The sequence below is a fragment of the Pseudomonas mandelii genome (assembly GCF_024138395.1).
GTDB classification, from domain to species: Bacteria; Pseudomonadota; Gammaproteobacteria; order Pseudomonadales; family Pseudomonadaceae; genus Aquipseudomonas; species Aquipseudomonas mandelii_E.
Genome location: NZ_JAMYDU010000043.1, coordinates 1 through 16,432, shown reverse-complemented (window position 1 = coordinate 16,432; position 16,432 = coordinate 1). Strand labels below are relative to the sequence as shown.

The 16,432-nt window shown below is 60.7% G+C and carries 14 protein-coding genes; 2 read left to right on the top strand and 12 right to left on the bottom strand.

Translation table 11 applies throughout. The annotated features are described in order from the left end of the window. Nucleotides 1-158 precede the first annotated feature (158 nt). Genes creC through NHU87_RS27875 form a run of 3 tightly spaced genes read right to left on the bottom strand, consistent with a single transcriptional unit; the run spans nt 159 to nt 2,823 of the window. Entirely contained in the window at nt 159-1,577 is a 1,419-nt protein-coding gene (gene creC, locus NHU87_RS27885; protein WP_253554923.1) for a two-component system sensor histidine kinase CreC, read from the bottom strand. Continuing rightward, nucleotides 1,577-2,257, bottom strand: coding sequence for a two-component system response regulator CreB (creB, locus tag NHU87_RS27880; RefSeq protein WP_253554920.1), 681 nt, complete (start codon nt 2,255-2,257; stop codon nt 1,577-1,579). Before creB ends, creC begins: the two co-directional genes overlap by 1 nt. Before the next feature lie 59 nt (nt 2,258-2,316). Beyond that, the gene (locus NHU87_RS27875; protein WP_253554918.1) at nt 2,317-2,823 is read right to left on the bottom strand and encodes an ATP-dependent zinc protease family protein; all 507 of its coding nucleotides are present in this window, start codon (nt 2,821-2,823) and stop codon (nt 2,317-2,319) included. A 266-nt stretch (nt 2,824-3,089) separates the two neighbouring features. On the opposite strand from NHU87_RS27875, the gene NHU87_RS27870 reads away from it, so the two are divergent. Continuing rightward, nucleotides 3,090-3,974, top strand: coding sequence for an acyltransferase (locus tag NHU87_RS27870; RefSeq protein WP_253554898.1), 885 nt, complete (start codon nt 3,090-3,092; stop codon nt 3,972-3,974). Nucleotide 3,975: 1 nt separating this feature from the next. Here the strand turns inward: NHU87_RS27870 and NHU87_RS27865 are convergent, their stop codons facing one another. The 9 genes from NHU87_RS27865 to NHU87_RS27825 all read right to left on the bottom strand — a co-directional run bounded on the left by NHU87_RS27865 (nt 3,976) and on the right by NHU87_RS27825 (nt 14,950). After that, nucleotides 3,976-4,596: a DUF2780 domain-containing protein gene (locus tag NHU87_RS27865; RefSeq protein ID WP_253554933.1), complete on the bottom strand. Its 621-nt coding sequence runs from the start codon at nt 4,594-4,596 to the stop codon at nt 3,976-3,978. Nucleotides 4,597-4,817: 221 nt separating this feature from the next. Continuing rightward, nucleotides 4,818-6,017 (bottom strand): formaldehyde dehydrogenase, glutathione-independent, encoded by a 1,200-nt coding sequence (gene fdhA, locus NHU87_RS27860; protein WP_253554895.1) that lies wholly within the window; start codon nt 6,015-6,017, stop codon nt 4,818-4,820. Between the two features lie 206 nt (nt 6,018-6,223). After that, nucleotides 6,224-7,081 (bottom strand): formyltetrahydrofolate deformylase, encoded by an 858-nt coding sequence (gene purU / locus NHU87_RS27855; RefSeq protein ID WP_253554892.1) that lies wholly within the window; start codon nt 7,079-7,081, stop codon nt 6,224-6,226. A 192-nt stretch (nt 7,082-7,273) separates the two neighbouring features. Continuing rightward, nucleotides 7,274-7,906, bottom strand: coding sequence for a sarcosine oxidase subunit gamma (locus NHU87_RS27850; RefSeq protein ID WP_253554882.1), 633 nt, complete (start codon nt 7,904-7,906; stop codon nt 7,274-7,276). A 130-nt stretch (nt 7,907-8,036) separates the two neighbouring features. Continuing rightward, nucleotides 8,037-11,054, bottom strand: a complete 3,018-nt coding sequence (locus tag NHU87_RS27845; protein WP_253554878.1) for a sarcosine oxidase subunit alpha — start codon at nt 11,052-11,054, stop codon at nt 8,037-8,039. Next, on the bottom strand, nt 11,051-11,380 hold the full coding sequence (locus NHU87_RS27840; protein WP_007907563.1) for a sarcosine oxidase subunit delta: 330 nt from the start codon (nt 11,378-11,380) through the stop codon (nt 11,051-11,053). The genes NHU87_RS27845 and NHU87_RS27840 overlap by 4 nt, the downstream gene beginning before the upstream one ends. Nucleotides 11,381-11,394: 14 nt before the next feature. After that, a complete protein-coding gene (locus NHU87_RS27835; protein ID WP_007947735.1) occupies nt 11,395-12,645 on the bottom strand; it encodes a sarcosine oxidase subunit beta in 1,251 nt (416 codons plus the stop codon). A gap of 23 nt (nt 12,646-12,668) precedes the next feature. Then, entirely contained in the window at nt 12,669-13,922 is a 1,254-nt protein-coding gene (gene glyA, locus NHU87_RS27830) for a serine hydroxymethyltransferase (protein WP_253554875.1), read from the bottom strand. A gap of 311 nt (nt 13,923-14,233) precedes the next feature. Then, a complete protein-coding gene (locus NHU87_RS27825) occupies nt 14,234-14,950 on the bottom strand; it encodes a TraX family protein (RefSeq protein ID WP_253554872.1) in 717 nt (238 codons plus the stop codon). A gap of 127 nt (nt 14,951-15,077) precedes the next feature. On the opposite strand from NHU87_RS27825, the gene NHU87_RS27820 reads away from it, so the two are divergent. Next, a complete protein-coding gene (locus NHU87_RS27820) occupies nt 15,078-16,118 on the top strand; it encodes a threonine aldolase family protein (protein WP_253554870.1) in 1,041 nt (346 codons plus the stop codon). Nucleotides 16,119-16,432: the final 314 nt, after the last annotated feature.

Here is a 16,432-nt window from a genome sequence, read left to right as displayed (position 1 = left end):
CCCTGATGAAAAATCAGAGCGAATACCAGCCGACCTGAAGTTGCGGGGTTGTCCTGCAACATAGAATCTCCCACATTGGAACTGTGATGAATACAGATATGAGCAACACACAGATCACTGTGGGAGCGAGCTTGCTCGCGATTGGCCGCGACTCGGTCCTAAGGCAGGCGCAACGTGACCTCTACACCCCCGTCGATATTACCGATACTCATCGCCCCGCCATGCAACTTGACCACCTCTTCAACGAAGTTAAGCCCCAACCCCGTACTTTTACGCTCACTGTCCGGACGCGGCAGTGAGTAGAAGCGCTCGCTCAAGCGCGGCAATGCATAGTCGGGAATCGCCTCGGCCTGGTTGAACAGCCTGAACTCAATGTGCTCATCGATTCGTTTGGCGCTGAACCGCAGCACGCCTCGAGCCGGGGTGAAGTCCAAGGCATTCTCCAGCAGATTGCCCAACGCCTGACGCAACAGAAACGGCTCGCCGAGCAAATTCAGATCCGCTGCAATTTGCAGTTCCACACGCAACTGCTTGCCTTCGATTCTCGCAGCCTGCGCGCTCAACAGCTCATCTACCAAATCCGCCAACGGCACGGCCACCCGCTCTTCCAGCCCTTGACGCTGTTCGACCTGCGCCAGGTTCAACAGTCGTTCGATCAATTGCTGTATGCGCGCACTTTCGCTGTCGATGTTGCTGACGAAACGCTGCTGCTGAGCCAGCGGCATCTCGCCTTGAAGCAACTCCGCCGCGCCACGAATCGCCGCCAGCGGGCTTTTCAGTTCATGGGTCAGGGTGTGTACATAACGCTCGACGTAGGCTTTGCCTTCGAGCTGGGTGCGCATCTGCTCCACCGCCGTGGCCAGTTGCTCCAGCTCGCCGCCACGATAATGCGGCACCTCGACCCGACGACCTTCGCTGACGGCCTGGGCATACGCCGTCAACCGCCGTAGCGCCGCGCTCAGCCACCAGGACAACAGCGCACCGAACAGCAAACCGAGGCCAATCAGCCCGGCGCCATACATCAGCAATCGCCGCTCGGTGCGATCAACGTAAGGCTGCAGCGAGCTGTTGGGTTTGGCCACTGTCACCACGCCGATGATCTGGCCGTTGTCACGAATCGGCGCACCGACGTGCATCACCGATGAGTTCGAATCATCCGGGTTGCTGCGCGTCGAACGAGCGCCATATTCGCCACGCAGGGTCAAGTAGACGTCGTTCCAGCGCGAGTAGTCCTGGCCCACCGCGATGCCGCTGGAATCCAGCACCACGATGCCCTTGGCGTCGGTGACGTAAATCCGGTGGTTGACCTGATTCTTCGGCATGCCCCAGATACTCGCCTTCGGTTGCCGTTCGCCGTAAGCCTTGAGCAACTCGGGCCAGCGGTTCTGGCTGAGGGTGCCGGCCTTGAAGTCGTCCCGCAGGATCTCGGCCATCAGGTTGGCGGTGTCCACCAGGGTTTCTTCGGTGGACTGGCGCACGCCGGGGCGAATTTCTTCCATCACGGTGTTGAGCACGAAGTAGCCGGTCAGGCCGATAAACAGCACGTAGACCAGAAAAATCCGGATCCCCAGGGGCATCAGCTGTGCCCCGGGCTGTAGCTGTAACCGAGGCCGCGGTGAGTCTGGATCGGCTCGGCGTCGGCCTTCACCTGGCGCAATTTGGCGCGCACGCTCTTGATGTGACTGTCGATGCTGCGCTCGTAGCCGGCATCGGCGGCCACACCCAGTGCATCGAGCAATTGCTCGCGGCTGAAGACTCGCTCGGGTTGCTCCAGCAGGCATTGCAGCAAACGAAACTCATGGCGAGTCAGGCTCAGGGGCTGACTGCGATAGCTGATCTGCACCCGTTCGCTGTCGATGCGAAACAGCGCTGACGCCGCTTCCACCACTGATCGTGGCGCCATGCGTTTGAGAATTGCCCGAACCCGCGCAGCCACTTCCCGGGGGCTGAACGGTTTGACCACGTAGTCGTCGGCGCCGATCTCCAGGCCCACCACGCGGTCGATCTCTGCATCACGGGCGCTGAGAAAAATCACCGGCACTTCGCTGAAACGCCGCAACTGCTTGCAGGTCTCGAAGCCGCTGATGTCTGGCAGGCCGATATCGAGGATGATCAGGTCGGCCGGCGTGGCGCGCTGATGTTCAAGCGCCGCCGCGCCAAGGCTTAACCAAGTGGTGGTAAAGCCCTCGCCCTGCAAGGCGAAAATCAGGGTGTCGGCAATCGCCGCTTCGTCTTCGACAATCAGGATATGAGGCATGGCGTCCGAGCCCGCTAGTTAAGTGGGCGAACGGTGCCCCAAGGCTGATTCGCCGTCAATCAGCAGTCGGGTTTGTCTGCCGTGAAACGCCGTGCCGGGTTCACCGCGGCATTGAATTCACGTAGCGCTTTGGCGCCGATCAGCAGCGGGTAATTGAAGCTGCTGCGGTCGGTGAGGTTGACCTCGACGGTGCGCTTGACGTTGCCCAGGCACAGTTCCAGATCAACCACTGGTCGTTTGGTGGGTTCGATCGCTTCCTTGTCATCGTCGTCTTCTTCGGAGCGGGTCTTGATCTTGCTGATCCGCGCGACCTTGTGTTCGTAGACCTTGTTGCTGGCACCTTTGGTGGCGAGACGGAAACGTACCCATTCGTCGCCATCACGGGTGAAGGTTTCGATGTCTTTGGCCGACAGCGACGCGGTCAGGGCGCCGGTGTCCATTTTGGCCTTGAGGACTTCGCCGCCGATTTCCGGCAGCGCGATGTATTCGTAACGCCCGTACAGGGTCGGCTCGGCGGCCAGGACCGGCAGGGCCACGAGGGAAAGCAGTGCAAGGAGAGATTTCACGTAAGGGGCTTCCTTGAAGAGTGGGCAGCGGGATTTTAGACCGTTGTTTGAGTGATCGTTCCCACGCTCCGCGTGGGAATGCAGCCCGGGACGCTCCGCGTCCCAGAAGCCGAACGCGGAGCGTCCGTTGAGGCATTCCCACGCAAAGCGTAGGAACGATGTGTGCAGAAAGGATAACGGTGTGAAAGTGAAACATTCGTCATCGATTTGGCCTGCCGTACGAAGCTGCTTATCATGGCGCGCCCAAACGATTTCAAGAGTTACTTATGCGCCGCCTGCTCACCGGCTGTTTCGTTACCCTGCTGCTGTTGCTCAATACCTTGGTGCTGTTCGGGCCTTTGATGGTGTTCGCCCTGCTGAAACTGCTCCTGCCCGGGCGCTTTCGCGATTACGCCTCATCGGCAGTGATGTGGATTGCCGAAACCTGGGCCGAGATCGACAAACTGATCTTCCGCCTGTGCATTCCCACGCAATGGGACATCCGTGGCGGCGATGATCTGCGCCGCGACACGTCGTATCTGGTGATCGGCAACCATCAGTCATGGGTCGATATTCCGGCACTGATCCAGACGCTTAACCGGCGCACACCGTTCTTCAAATTCTTCCTCAAGAAAGAACTGATCTGGGTGCCGCTCCTGGGCCTGGCCTGGTGGGCGTTGGACTATCCGTTCATGAAGCGCTACACCAAGGCGTTTCTCGCCAAAAACCCGGAGCTGGCCGGCAAGGACCTGGAAATCACCAAAGAGGCCTGCGAGTTGTACAAGCGTCAGCCAGTGACAGTGGTCAATTATCTGGAAGGCACTCGATACACCTCGGCGAAAAGCGCCCAACAGCAGTCACCGTTCACCCACCTGCTCAAGCCCAAGGCTGGCGGCGTGGCTTTTGTGCTAGCGGCGATGGGCGAACAGCTGGATGCCGTTCTCGACGTGACAGTGGTGTATCCACAGCAGAAGATTCCGGGGTTCTGGGATTTGATCAGCGGCAACGTGCCGAGGGTGATCATCGACATCCAGACCCGCGAACTGAACCCGGCGCTGTGGCAAGGCGATTACGAAAACGATGCGCTGTTTCGCGAAAAGGTCCAGAACTGGGTCAACCAGCTCTGGATCGAGAAGGACCGGCGCATCAAAGAGCTACGCGCCGAAGGCTGACTCAGCTGCCAATGCCGGTGCCGGTGCCGGTGCCGGTGCCGGTGCCCCAGATTCCGCCAAGATTCTGCAGCAACGAACCGGCGACGCCTTGCTGACCGAGATATTGCAGAATCACCGGGGCAAACATACCGATCATCCCGGTATCCATGCCAAGGGCGCTGAAGGCGTTGTTCAGGTCGTTGGTGTCCTTGACGTTACCCAACAAGCCATCGAGCAAAGCATTCTTGTCAGAGCCGGCGCCAAGCAGCCCGCCCAATCCGTTCAGGCCACCGATGGCACTGTTGCCAGCGATTTGATTGAGGCCCGGCACGTTTTTGCTCAGCTCGGAGAAGTCCTGGCCGCTGAGCTGATTCCTCGCCAGCCCCAACATCGCACCGGCACCGCCGATGGCCTGTTCCGGGGTGATGTCGAGTTGCGAGCCCAGGGTATTGAGTAAACCGGCAGCCTTGGGTGCTGCCGCGATAGCGCCATCGCCCTCATTGGCCTGGTTACCCTGCATCGCCGAAACCGCATTGGCCGCATCGCTGAGGCTGAACTGTGCAAAGGCCGGGCTGGCGGCCAGCGTCGTCAACGAAGCGACAGCCATGAGCGATGCCAGTGCAAAACCGCGTGGAACGTTCATCCAGACATCCTCTTGTGCCATGAAAAACCGCCCGGTAACGAACGGCAAACTGCCGATTCGACCGGACATCCGTTGGCATGTTCCCCCGTCACGTCTATGAAACGTGAAACCCCGGAACCGCGCGATGAATGGCACACCCACTAGCCCCTAGCCATAGGGTTGGTATGGGGCACATATAAAAACGGCGACCCGAAGGTCGCCGTTTTGCTTTGCGTGAAGCCTTACGCCGCACTGAACATCTTATGCGGATCAATCACAAACTTCTTCGGCACGCCCGCATCGAACTCGCCATAACCACGTGGCGCGTCATCCAGGCTGATGACTTCAACACCCACGATGTCGGCAATCTTGATGCGATCCCACATGATCGCCTGCATCAGTTGGCGGTTGTACTTCATCACTGGCGTCTGGCCGGTGTGGAAGCTGTGGGATTTGGCCCAGCCCAGACCGAAGCGAATGCTCAGGCTGCCCATTTTCGCGGCGGCATCCACAGCACCCGGGTCTTCAGTCACGTACAGGCCAGGGATACCGATTTTGCCGGCAACGCGAACTACGCCCATCAGGGAGTTGAGCACGGTCGCCGGAGCTTCGTGTTTCACGCCATCATGGCCGTGACCGCGGGCTTCGAAGCCCACCGCATCGACGGCGCAATCCACTTCAGGCTCGCCCAACAGCGCGGCGATCTGCTCGTGCAGTGGGGTGTCCAGGGACAGGTCGGCGATTTCGAAACCCTGCGCCTTGGCGTGCGCCAGGCGGACGGTGTTGACGTCACCGATGATCACCACCGCAGCGCCCAACAGGCGAGCGGACGCGGCAGCCGCCAGACCGACCGGACCGGCGCCGGCGATGTATACGGTGCTGCCAGGGCCAACGCCAGCAGTCACGGCGCCGTGGTAACCGGTCGGCAGGATGTCGGAGAGGCAGGTCAGGTCGCGGATTTTTTCCATCGCGCGATCACGATCCGGCAGTTTCAGCAGGTTGAAGTCGGCATACGGCACCATCGCGTATTCAGCCTGGCCGCCGGTCCAGTCGCCCATGTCGACATAACCGTAAGCACCGCCCGGACGCGCCGGGTTAACGCTGAGGCAGACACCGGTGTGCATCTCTTTGCAGGAACGGCAGCGCCCGCAAGCTACGTTGAACGGTACGGATACCAGGTCGCCGATCTGCAGGTTCTCGACGTCGCTGCCCTTCTCGATGACTTCACCGGTGATCTCGTGTCCGAGCACCAGGCCGGTTTGAGCGGTAGTACGGCCACGCACCATGTGCTGGTCGGAACCACAGATGTTGGTGGAAACCACACGCAGGATGACGGCGTGGTTAATCTTTCTGCCACGCGGGTCCTGCATTTTCGGATAGTCGATTTTCTGTATTTCGACTTTGCCATTGCCGAGATACACCACACCACGATTGCCAGACATGCTTTCACCTCGCTGTTGTTTTTATGTAGCGGTCGCGTCGCCATGGAACGGCGGCGCGTTGATTGCTCGGGTTATTGCTTGTGTTTTTTTGCGTTGCCTGTCGAGGCCTCATCGCGGGCAAGCCCGCTCCCACAGTGAATCGGGCGTACACAAGGTCTGCAAACGACACAAAACCCTGTGGGAGCGGGCTTGCCCGCGATGGCGATCTAAAGAACGACGGTGCGGTTGGCGTTCAAAAACACTCGTCTTTCAATGTGATAACCAACCGCCCGCGCCAACGTCAGACCTTCGATATCCCGCCCTTTGGCGATCAAATCTTCTGGGTAATGACTGTGATCCACCGCCTCCACGCCCTGGGCGATGATCGGGCCTTCGTCCAGGTCGTTGTTGATGTAGTGCGCCGTGGCGCCGACCAGTTTCACGCCTTTGTTGTAGGCCTGGTGATACGGCTTGGCGCCCTTGAAACCCGGCAGCAGGGAGTGATGAATGTTGATCGCCTTGCCGTCGAGTTTGCGGCACAGCTCTGGCGACAGGACTTGCATGTAACGGGCAAGAATCACCAGTTCGGCACCGGACTCTTCGACCACCTGCCAGACCTGCCGCTCCTGCGACGGCTTGTCGTTCGGGTCCAGTGGAAAGTGGTAGTACGGAATCTGATGCCAGTCGGCCAACGGCTTGAGGTCCGGGTGGTTGGAGACCACGGCGACCACGTCCATCGACAATTGGCCGATGCGCTGGCGGTAGAGCAAGTCGTTGAGGCAGTGATCGGCCTTGGAGACCATGATCACCACTTTTGGCCGGTGGTGCGGCGGGGTCAGTTCGAAGATCATGCCGAAGGCTTCACCACGTTCCGCCAAACCTGCGCGAAAGGCTTGTTCATCGAAACCGTCGGGCTGACGGAATTCCACGCGAATGAAGAACCGGCCCGAGAGCCGGTCATCGAAGGAGTGGTGCTCGGTGACGTAGCAGCCCTGCTCGAACAGAAAGCGGGTCACCGCATCCACGGTGCCGAGGACGCTAGGGCAATCGGCGGTCAGAATCCATGTGTCTGGGGCGCGGCTCATAGTGCGGTGACTCCTGTTCGAAAGTAGCAGCAACGCCGCTTGCGTAGCAGCTGCCGAAGGCTGCGTTCGGCGGCGCAGCCGTCGTAAAACCTGAATCCCGGATCAACCTGAAGTAACACTGCCGCAGGTTTCACGACGACTTCGTCGCCGAACGCAGCCTTCGGCAGCTGCTACAAGGATCTCAACGGGTCATCAGGCCTGGACGCTAAGGCCGTATTCGGCGGCAGCGTCCTGCAACCACAACCACCAGTAATCCGAGAAGCTGCGGCGGATCAGCAGTTCCCAGGTGTCTTCGGCGGTATGGCGGATCACCAATTGCGATTTGGCGAACACCGTACCGACAGCCTTGCCCACCGGGAAGTTGTTGGGGTGCACGTCGTAGCTGGTGGATTTCATCAGCACCTGACGCACGTTCGGGCCGCTGAGTTCGAGGATCTGCTGGCCGCCGCTGACGTTGACGATCTGGATGTGCAGGTCGCCCAGTGCTTCACGCAGCTTTTTCTCGGCGGCGAATTCTTCACCGGTCGGCACGATCAGCAGCCATTCATCCGGCCCCATCCATTGCAGGCTGGTTTCGCCTTTGATCACAACGATCAGCGCGGCTGGCAGCTCCAGGCCGAGGGCCTTGTGCACGCCGGCGGCGAACGCTGGATCGTGGGCATCGCCACGGATGGTCAGGTGACCGAGGAGTTTTTTCTCACGCACGATCACGCCGGCGTTTTTGCGGCCCTTGCCCACCAGGCTGGCGAGGTCGGCGTGATGCAGCGACGACTCGGCCTTGGCCCCGGTGGTTGGGCGTTGTTGGTAAACATTGGCTGCGGTCATAAAGCACCTGTTCCTGAATTCAATTTCCTGTGGGAGCGTGGCTTGCCCGCGATGGGAGCAACTCGGTCTGCCTGAGGCACCGCGTTATCGTTCATCGCGGGCAAGCCCGCTCCCACAGGGGACTGTGGTGTTACACGTTCTGGCGATCGCCTTTCGGATCGAAGAACACCGAAGAAACGATTTCCGCCTCGATCACGCTGCCGTCGGCCAGCGGTGCGAACACTCGCTCGCCCATGCGCTTCAGACCGCCCTTGACCACACCCATGGCAAATGAATAGCCGAGAGAGTTGTGCAGGTAACTGGAAGTCACGTGACCGACCATGGTCATCGGGATGGTTTGCTTGGTGTTGAACACCAGTTGCGCACCTTCCGGCAGCCATTTGGTCGGATCGATCGGCTTCAGACCCACCAGCTGCTTGCGTTGATCACGCACACAGTCTTCGCGGTTCATGCCACGCCAGCCGATCCACGAGAACGGTTTGGTGCGACCGACACACCAGCCCATGTTCAGGTCGTCCGGGGTCATCGAGCTGTCAGTGTCCTGGCCAACGATGATGAAGCCCTTCTCCGCCCGCAGTACGTGCATGGTTTCGGTGCCGTACGGCGTCAGGTTGTACTGCTTGCCGGCCTCGACGATTTTCTCGAGTACGCCCATGGCGTAGTCGGCCTGCACGTTGACTTCGTACGACAGCTCGCCGGTAAACGAAATCCGGAATATCCGTGCCGGTACGCCGCCGACCAGAGCTTCTTTCCAGGTCATGAACGGGAAGGCTTCGTTGCTCAGGTCGACGTCGGTGACTTCGCTGAGCAGCTTGCGGCTGTTCGGGCCCGACAGGGTCATGGTCGCCCAGTGGTCAGTCACGGAAGTGAAGTACACCTTCAGGTCTGGCCATTCGGTCTGATGGTAGATTTCCAGCCATTGCAGCACGCGCGCAGCGCCGCCGGTGGTGGTGGTCATCACGAAATGGTTGTCAGCCAGGCAGGCAGTCACGCCGTCGTCGAACACCATGCCGTCTTCTTTACACATCAGGCCGTAGCGGGCCTTGCCCACGTCGAGCTTGGTCCAGGCGTTGGTGTAGATGCGGTTGAGGAACTCGCGCGCGTCCGGGCCCTGGATGTCGATCTTGCCCAGGGTCGAAGCGTCCAGCAGGCCGACGCTGTCGCGCACGGCTTTGCATTCGCGCTTCACGGCAGCGTGCAGGTCTTCACCGTTTTTCGGGAAGTACCAAGGACGTTTCCACTGACCGACGTCTTCGAATTCGGCGCCGTTCTTCACGTGCCAGTGATGCAGCGCGGTGAAACGAACCGGCTCGAAGATGTGCCCACAGTGACGACCAGCGATGGCGCCGAAGGTCACCGGCGTGTAGTTCGGGCGGAACATGGTGGTGCCCATCTGCGGGATGGTCACGTTCAGCGAACGGGCGGCAATGGCCAGACCGTTGACGTTGCCGAGCTTGCCCTGATCGGTGCCGAAGCCCAGTGCGGTGTAGCGTTTGACGTGCTCGACCGACTCGAAGCCTTCGCGGGTCGCCAGTTCGATGGCGGCAGCGGTGACGTCGTTTTGCAGGTCGACGAATTGCTTCGGCCCGCGCGCGGTGCCTTTTTCGTGAGGCACCTGGAACAGCGCCAGCGTCGGTTCTTCCAGACGACTCAGAGCTTTCGGCAAGGTGGCTTCGACCCCGCTGAAACCGGCTTCGCTGGCGGCGCGAGCACCGCCTTCGAAACCATCGGCCAGCGAATCGCCGAGGCCGTAGACGCCGTTGATGCCACCGACGCACACGCGTTTTTGCGGTGCTTCGCCCGGTACGAAACCGAGGATGTCTTCACGCCAGATCGGCTTGCCACCCAAGTGCGACGCCAAGTGAACCACCGGGCTGTAACCGCCGGAACTGGCGACCAGGTCGCAATCGAGCCACTCACCAGGGCTGGTCACGGTGTGTGCTTTTACGTCGATCGCGGCAACGCGAGCGGCGGTGACGTGCTTGCTGCCACGGGCCTCGATCACGGCGCTGCCGGTCAGGATGCGAATGCCTTTGGCGCGTGCTTCTTCCACCAGTGCACCGCGAGGATTACTGCGGGCATCGGCGATCGCCACCACTTGCAGACTGGCGTCGAGCCAGTCCAGCGCTACGCGGTAGGCGTGATCGTTGTTGGTCGACAACACCAGTTTCTTGCCCGGTGCCACGCCGTAACGGCGCACATAAGTCGACACAGCGCCGGCGAGCATGTTGCCCGGCACGTCGTTGTTGCCGTAAACCAGTGGACGCTCGTGAGTACCGGTCGCCAACACCACACGCTTGGCGCGAACCCGGTGGATGCGCTGACGCACTTGGCCAATCGGGGCGCGGTCGCCGAGGTGATCGGTGAGGCGCTCATGAATGGTCAGGAAGTTATGGTCGTGGTAACCGTTGACCGTGGCGCGCGGCAACAGCAGCACGTCCGGGGTGTTTTTCAGCTCGGCGATAACGCTGGCGACCCACTCGGTAGCCGGTTTGCCGTCGAGGCTTTCGCGGGAATCGAGCAGGCTGCCGCCGAACTCTTCCTGCTCATCGGCCAGGATCACACGCGCACCGCTACGGGCAGCCGCCAGTGCAGCCGCCAGACCCGCAGGGCCAGCGCCGACGATCAGCACGTCGCAGTGCTGGTTCATGTAGTCGTAGGTGTCCGGATCGTTCTCGGTCGGCGAGCGGCCAAGGCCGGCAGCCTTACGAATGTACTTCTCGTAGGTCATCCAGAACGATTGCGGGTACATGAAGGTTTTGTAGTAGAAGCCCGGTGGCATCAGCTTGCCGCCGACCTTGCCGAGAATCCCCATCATGTCGTTGTTCACGCTCGGCCAGCCGTTGGTGCTGGTGGCGACCAGGCCTTGATACAGCGCTTGTTGCGTGGCGCGTACGTTCGGGATTTGCGTGGCTTCGGTCGCACCGATCTGCAGCACAGCGTTCGGCTCCTCGGCACCGGCGGCGAAGATGCCGCGCGGACGCGAATACTTGAAGCTGCGGCCGATGATGTCGACACCGTTGGCCAGCAAGGCGGCGGCCAGGGAATCACCTTCAAAGCCTTTGTAGACCTGGCCGTTGAAGGTGAAGCTCAGCACTTTGTTACGGTCGATGCGTCCGCCGTTGGATAGGCGATTGATCTGGCTCATACCTTCTCTCCCAGAGCCGTGGCGGCCGCTTTCGGGCTGTCGGTCTTGTCGGTGAACTGCGGCTTGGTGCCGATCTTGTAGGTTTCGAGAATCTCGTAGGTCACGGTGTCACGGGTGACGTTGAAGTACTGACGGCAACCGGCAACGTGATCCCACAGCTCGTGGTGCAGACCGCGAGGGTTATCGCGGAAGAACATGTAGTCGCCCCACTCCTCGTCGGTGCAGCTATTCGGATCCAGTGGACGCGGGATGTGCGCCTGGCCGGATGCGTGGAATTCCTCTTCGGAGCGCAGTTCGCCGCAGTGAGGACAGAAGATATGCAACATGGGGATTTCTCCTGTTAGTGGGCAACCGCAGCAGCGCCGTGTTCGTCGATCAACGCACCGTTGTGGAAACGGTCGATGGAGAAAGGTGCGGCCAATGGGTGCATTTCACCCTTGGCCAGGCTTGCGGCAAATACGTTGCCCGAGCCAGGTGTTGCCTTGAAGCCACCGGTGCCCCAACCGCAGTTGAAGAACATGTTCGGTACCGGGGTTTTCGAAATGATCGGGCACGCATCCGGCGTGGTGTCGACGATGCCGCCCCACTGACGGTTCATGCGTACGCGCGACAGCACCGGGAACATCTCGACGATGGCCTGAATGGTGTGCTCGATCACCGGGTACGAACCACGCTGGCCGTAGCCGTTGTAGCCGTCGATACCGGCGCCGATCACTAGGTCGCCCTTGTCGGACTGGCTGATGTAACCGTGTACGGCGTTGGACATGATCACGCTGTCGATAATCGGCTTGATCGGCTCGGACACCAGCGCTTGCAGCGGGTGCGATTCGATGGGCAGACGGAAACCGGCGAGTTTGGCCATGTGCCCGGAGTTACCGGCGGTGACCACACCAACGCGCTTGGCGCCGATGAAGCCCTTGTTGGTTTCAACGCCGATGCACACGCCGTTTTCCTTGCGGAAACCGATCACTTCGGTCTGCTGGATCAGGTCCACTCCCAAGGCGTCGGCGGCACGGGCAAAGCCCCACGCCACGGCATCGTGACGAGCCACGCCGCCGCGACGCTGGACGGTGGCGCCCATCACCGGGTAGCGAGTGTTTTTCGAGCAGTCGAGGTACGGAATCTCGTCGGCCACTTGTTTGGCATCGAGCAGCTCACCGTCCACGCCGTTGAGGCGGTTGGCGCTGACCCGACGCTCGGAATCACGAATGTCTTGAAGCGTGTGGCACAAGTTGTAAACGCCACGCTGGGAGAACATCACGTTGTAGTTCAAGTCCTGAGACAGGCCTTCCCACAATTTCATCGCGTGTTCGTACAGGTGCGCCGACTCGTCCCACAGGTAGTTGGAGCGAACGATGGTGGTGTTGCGCGCGGTGTTACCGCCGCCCAGCCAGCCTTTCTCGACCACGGCCACGTTGGTGATGCCGTGCTCCTTGGCCAGGTAGTAGGCGGTCGCCAGACCATGCCCGCCACCGCCGACGATGACCACGTCATAGACCTTTTTAGGGGTCGGCGTGCGCCACATCTTCTGCCAGTTTTCGTGATGGCTGAGGGAGTGTTTGAAGAGGCCGAAGCCCGAATAGCGTTGCATAGTCATTTACTCCAAAACCGCGCTCAGCGATAAACCGGGAAGTCCGCGCACAGGGCTGCCACTTGCTGCGCGACATTGGCCTCGACATCGGCATCGCCGAGGTTGTCGAGGATGTCGCAGATCCAGCCGGCCAGCGTGATGCACTGGGTAACCTTGAAGCCGCGAGTGGTCACCGCCGGGGTGCCGATACGCAGGCCGGAGGTCACGAACGGCGACTGTGGATCATTCGGGACAGCGTTCTTGTTCACGGTGATGTGGGCGCGACCGAGTGCTGCGTCCGCCTCTTTGCCGGTGAGGCCCTGACGGATCAGGCTGACCAGGAACAGGTGGTTATCGGTGCCGCCGGACACTACATCGTAGCCGCGTTTGATAAATACGCCGGCCATGGCCTGGGCGTTGTCGATCACTTGTTGCTGGTAAGCCTTGAAGCCAGGCTCCAACGCTTCCTTGAAGCACACCGCCTTACCGGCGATCACGTGCATCAGCGGGCCGCCCTGGGCACCCGGGAACACTGCCGCGTTGAGCTTCTTCTCGATTTCTTCGTTGGACTTGCACAGGATCAGGCCGCCACGCGGACCGCGCAGGGTCTTGTGGGTGGTGGTGGTCACCACATCAGCGTACGGCAGCGGGTTCGGGTACAGGCCGGCAGCGACCAGACCAGCGACGTGAGCCATGTCGACAAACAGCAGCGCTCCAACCTTGTCGGCGATCTGACGGAAACGTGGGAAATCCAGAGTCTTGGAGTAAGCCGAGAAGCCGGCGACGATCATCTTCGGCTTGCATTCGACGGCCAGACGCTCGACTTCGTCGTAATCGATCAGCCCGGTTTTGGTGTCGATGCCGTACTGCACGGCGTTGTACAGCTTGCCCGAGGACGACACCTTGGCGCCGTGGGTCAGGTGACCACCGTGGGCCAGGCTCATGCCGAGAATGGTGTCGCCGGCTTGCAGCAGGGCCAGGTAAACGGCGCTGTTGGCCGAGGAGCCGGAATGCGGCTGCACGTTGGCGTAATCGGCGCCGAACAGTTGCTTGGCGCGTTCGATGGCCAGCGCTTCAACCTTGTCGACGTGCTCACAGCCACCGTAGTAGCGCTTGCCCGGATAACCTTCGGCGTATTTGTTGGTCAGGCCGCTGCCTTGCGCTTCCATCACGCGCTTGCTGGTGTAGTTCTCTGACGCGATCAGCTCGATGTGATCTTCCTGGCGTTGCTCCTCGGCATTCATCGCCGCCAGCAGTGCATCGTCGTAACCCTGGATCTGGTCTTGCTTGCTGAACATCGCGTCTCTCCCAGCGGCATCTATGCGCCATTCGTCTCGGTAAGGCACTGGCGTTACGGCAGTGCCCTTTGGATGCGATGGTATGACCGGCTTCGAGTGGTCAAATGCCTATGGACGCCACGCAAAGGTGCGTTTACGACATGGCGGAAAATGGACACGTCGGACACGATCGCAAGATCAACATTCCCCTGTGGGAGCGGGCTTGCCCGCGATGGCGGCATCACATCCAGCATTGATGTCGGCTGACCCACCGCTATCGCGGGCAAGCCCGCTCCCACAGGGTTCTGCGCGCCCCTGTAAAAGGTCAGGGGTCAGGAGATGAGTTGGCGTAAAGCCAGAAGCACGAGAAAATGCGCGGGATAGAGCGCGTAAGCCCAGCGCCGCATCGGCGGTGGCTGGATGCCTTGGGCATGTCGCAATAGCAACAGCCCCAGCCCTGGCGCGATCAGACAAGTAACGACAGCGGGAATAGCTGAACTGCTGCCGAGCCGGGCGGCGTAATACAACACTTGCCATTGATTGGCCGCCAGGCAGACCACCCCCGGCAGCAAGCTGAAGTACCAGGGCCGCTGGATCACCAGCAACATTGCCAGCGGCAGGAGGACGCCAAAGAAACCGAACATCAGTCGCTCCGGGAACAGCGCCGCCAGCAGCAAAGCAACCGCCGCCAATAGTCCTGACTGAAGCATCCTGTGCTGCCAGCCACGGACCACCAACAGACCCAAGACCAATGTAGGCAACACGTTCAAGGTGTCGTGATCAGGAATGTACATCCGATAAGGAATTTCGCTCAGAGCGCTAAACAGCAACAACCAACCGAGGTAACGCCACTGGCCGCTGGTCGTTACTGCACGGGCTCGCGACAGGTTTGCCGCCATCGCCAGACAGAACCACGGGAATGCCAATCTACCCGGCACATACAGAAAATCGATGGAATACCCGACATATCGCAGGTGATCGAGCACCATGCTCAACAGCGCCAGCCACTTGAGCAGATCCAGTGCACCGTCCCTCTGAGTCATGTGCATAATTGCCCAAGGCGTTTGTATTTTTCTGACAGACTCACCCCGTGTGCTCCCCGGACGATCTTCGGTAAAGTGCGCACCATCATTGACCAACGAAGCGCCACAAGCGCCTCGATCACGGAAGCAGGCCATGACCGACAAGAGCCAACAATTCGCCAGCGACAACTATTCCGGTATCTGCCCTGAAGCCTGGGCTGCCATGGAACAGGCCAACCACGGCCACCAGCGCGCTTACGGCGATGATGAGTGGACCGCACGCGCCTCGGATCAATTCCGCAAACTGTTCGAAACCGACTGCGAGGTGTTCTTCGCCTTCAACGGCACCGCGGCCAACTCGTTGGCCCTGTCGTCGCTGTGTCAGAGTTACCACAGCGTGATCTGCTCGGAAACCGCCCACGTCGAAACCGACGAATGCGGCGCGCCGGAATTCTTCTCCAACGGTTCCAAGCTGCTCATCGCCCGCACCGAAAACGGCAAGCTGACCCCGGAATCGATCCGCGAAATCGCCCTCAAGCGCCAGGACATCCACTACCCGAAACCGCGCGTAGTCACGCTGACCCAGGCCACCGAAGTCGGCAGCGTCTACACCCCGGAAGAAATCCGCGCCATCAGCGTCACCTGCAAGGAACTGGGCCTGAACCTGCACATGGACGGCGCGCGCTTCTCCAACGCTTGCGCATTCCTGGGCTGCACCCCGGCGGACCTGACCTGGAAGGCCGGGGTCGATGTCTTGTGCTTTGGCGGCACGAAAAACGGCATGGCGGTGGGCGAGGCGATTCTGTTCTTCAACCACAAACTCGCCGAAGACTTCGATTACCGCTGCAAACAGGCCGGGCAACTGGCGTCGAAGATGCGTTTTCTCTCGGCGCCGTGGGTCGGGATTCTGGAAAACGACGCCTGGCTCAAATACGCCCGCCACGCCAACCACTGCGCGCAGTTGCTGGCCGAACTGGTGAGCGATATTCCGGGCGTGGAACTGATGTTCCCGGTACAGGCCAACGGCGTGTTCCTGCAACTGTCGGAACCGGCCATCGCCGCGCTGACTGCCAAGGGCTGGCGCTTCTACACCTTCATCGGCAACGGCGGCGCACGGTTCATGTGCTCGTGGGACACCGAAGAAGAACGCGTGCTGGAACTGGCGGCGGATATTCGCGAAGTCATGGAAGCCTGAAGCCCGCCAGCTGATCGTTCCCACGCTCTGCGTGGGAATGCCTCTCGGGACGCTCCGCGTTCCTGCCTCATCACCGACGCAATGCCCAACACCGCTGTGACGCAGAGCGTCACGGGCTGCATTCCCACGCGGAGCGTGGGAACGATCAATCGCGTGCGCGAATTGGCGGCGGATATTCGCGAAGTCATGGCGGCCTGAAGCCCGCAAACTGATCGTTCCCACGCTCTGCGTGGGAACGCCTCTCGGGACGCTCCGCGTTCCTGCCTCACCGCTGACGCAATGCCGAACACCGTTGTGACGCAGAGCGTCACGGG

Coding starts and splice junctions, on each gene's coding strand:
- creC (WP_253554923.1), bottom strand. CDS start 1,577: ATGCCCCTGGGGATCCGGATTTTTCTGGTCTACGTGCTGTTTATCGGC.
- creB (WP_253554920.1), bottom strand. CDS start 2,257: ATGCCTCATATCCTGATTGTCGAAGACGAAGCGGCGATTGCCGACACC.
- NHU87_RS27870 (WP_253554898.1), top strand. CDS start 3,090: ATGCGCCGCCTGCTCACCGGCTGTTTCGTTACCCTGCTGCTGTTGCTC.
- NHU87_RS27865 (WP_253554933.1), bottom strand. CDS start 4,596: ATGAACGTTCCACGCGGTTTTGCACTGGCATCGCTCATGGCTGTCGCT.
- fdhA (WP_253554895.1), bottom strand. CDS start 6,017: ATGTCTGGCAATCGTGGTGTGGTGTATCTCGGCAATGGCAAAGTCGAA.
- purU (WP_253554892.1), bottom strand. CDS start 7,081: ATGAGCCGCGCCCCAGACACATGGATTCTGACCGCCGATTGCCCTAGC.
- NHU87_RS27850 (WP_253554882.1), bottom strand. CDS start 7,906: ATGACCGCAGCCAATGTTTACCAACAACGCCCAACCACCGGGGCCAAG.
- NHU87_RS27845 (WP_253554878.1), bottom strand. CDS start 11,054: ATGAGCCAGATCAATCGCCTATCCAACGGCGGACGCATCGACCGTAAC.
- NHU87_RS27840 (WP_007907563.1), bottom strand. CDS start 11,380: ATGTTGCATATCTTCTGTCCTCACTGCGGCGAACTGCGCTCCGAAGAG.
- NHU87_RS27835 (WP_007947735.1), bottom strand. CDS start 12,645: ATGCAACGCTATTCGGGCTTCGGCCTCTTCAAACACTCCCTCAGCCAT.
- glyA (WP_253554875.1), bottom strand. CDS start 13,922: ATGTTCAGCAAGCAAGACCAGATCCAGGGTTACGACGATGCACTGCTG.
- NHU87_RS27825 (WP_253554872.1), bottom strand. CDS start 14,950: ATGCACATGACTCAGAGGGACGGTGCACTGGATCTGCTCAAGTGGCTG.
- NHU87_RS27820 (WP_253554870.1), top strand. CDS start 15,078: ATGACCGACAAGAGCCAACAATTCGCCAGCGACAACTATTCCGGTATC.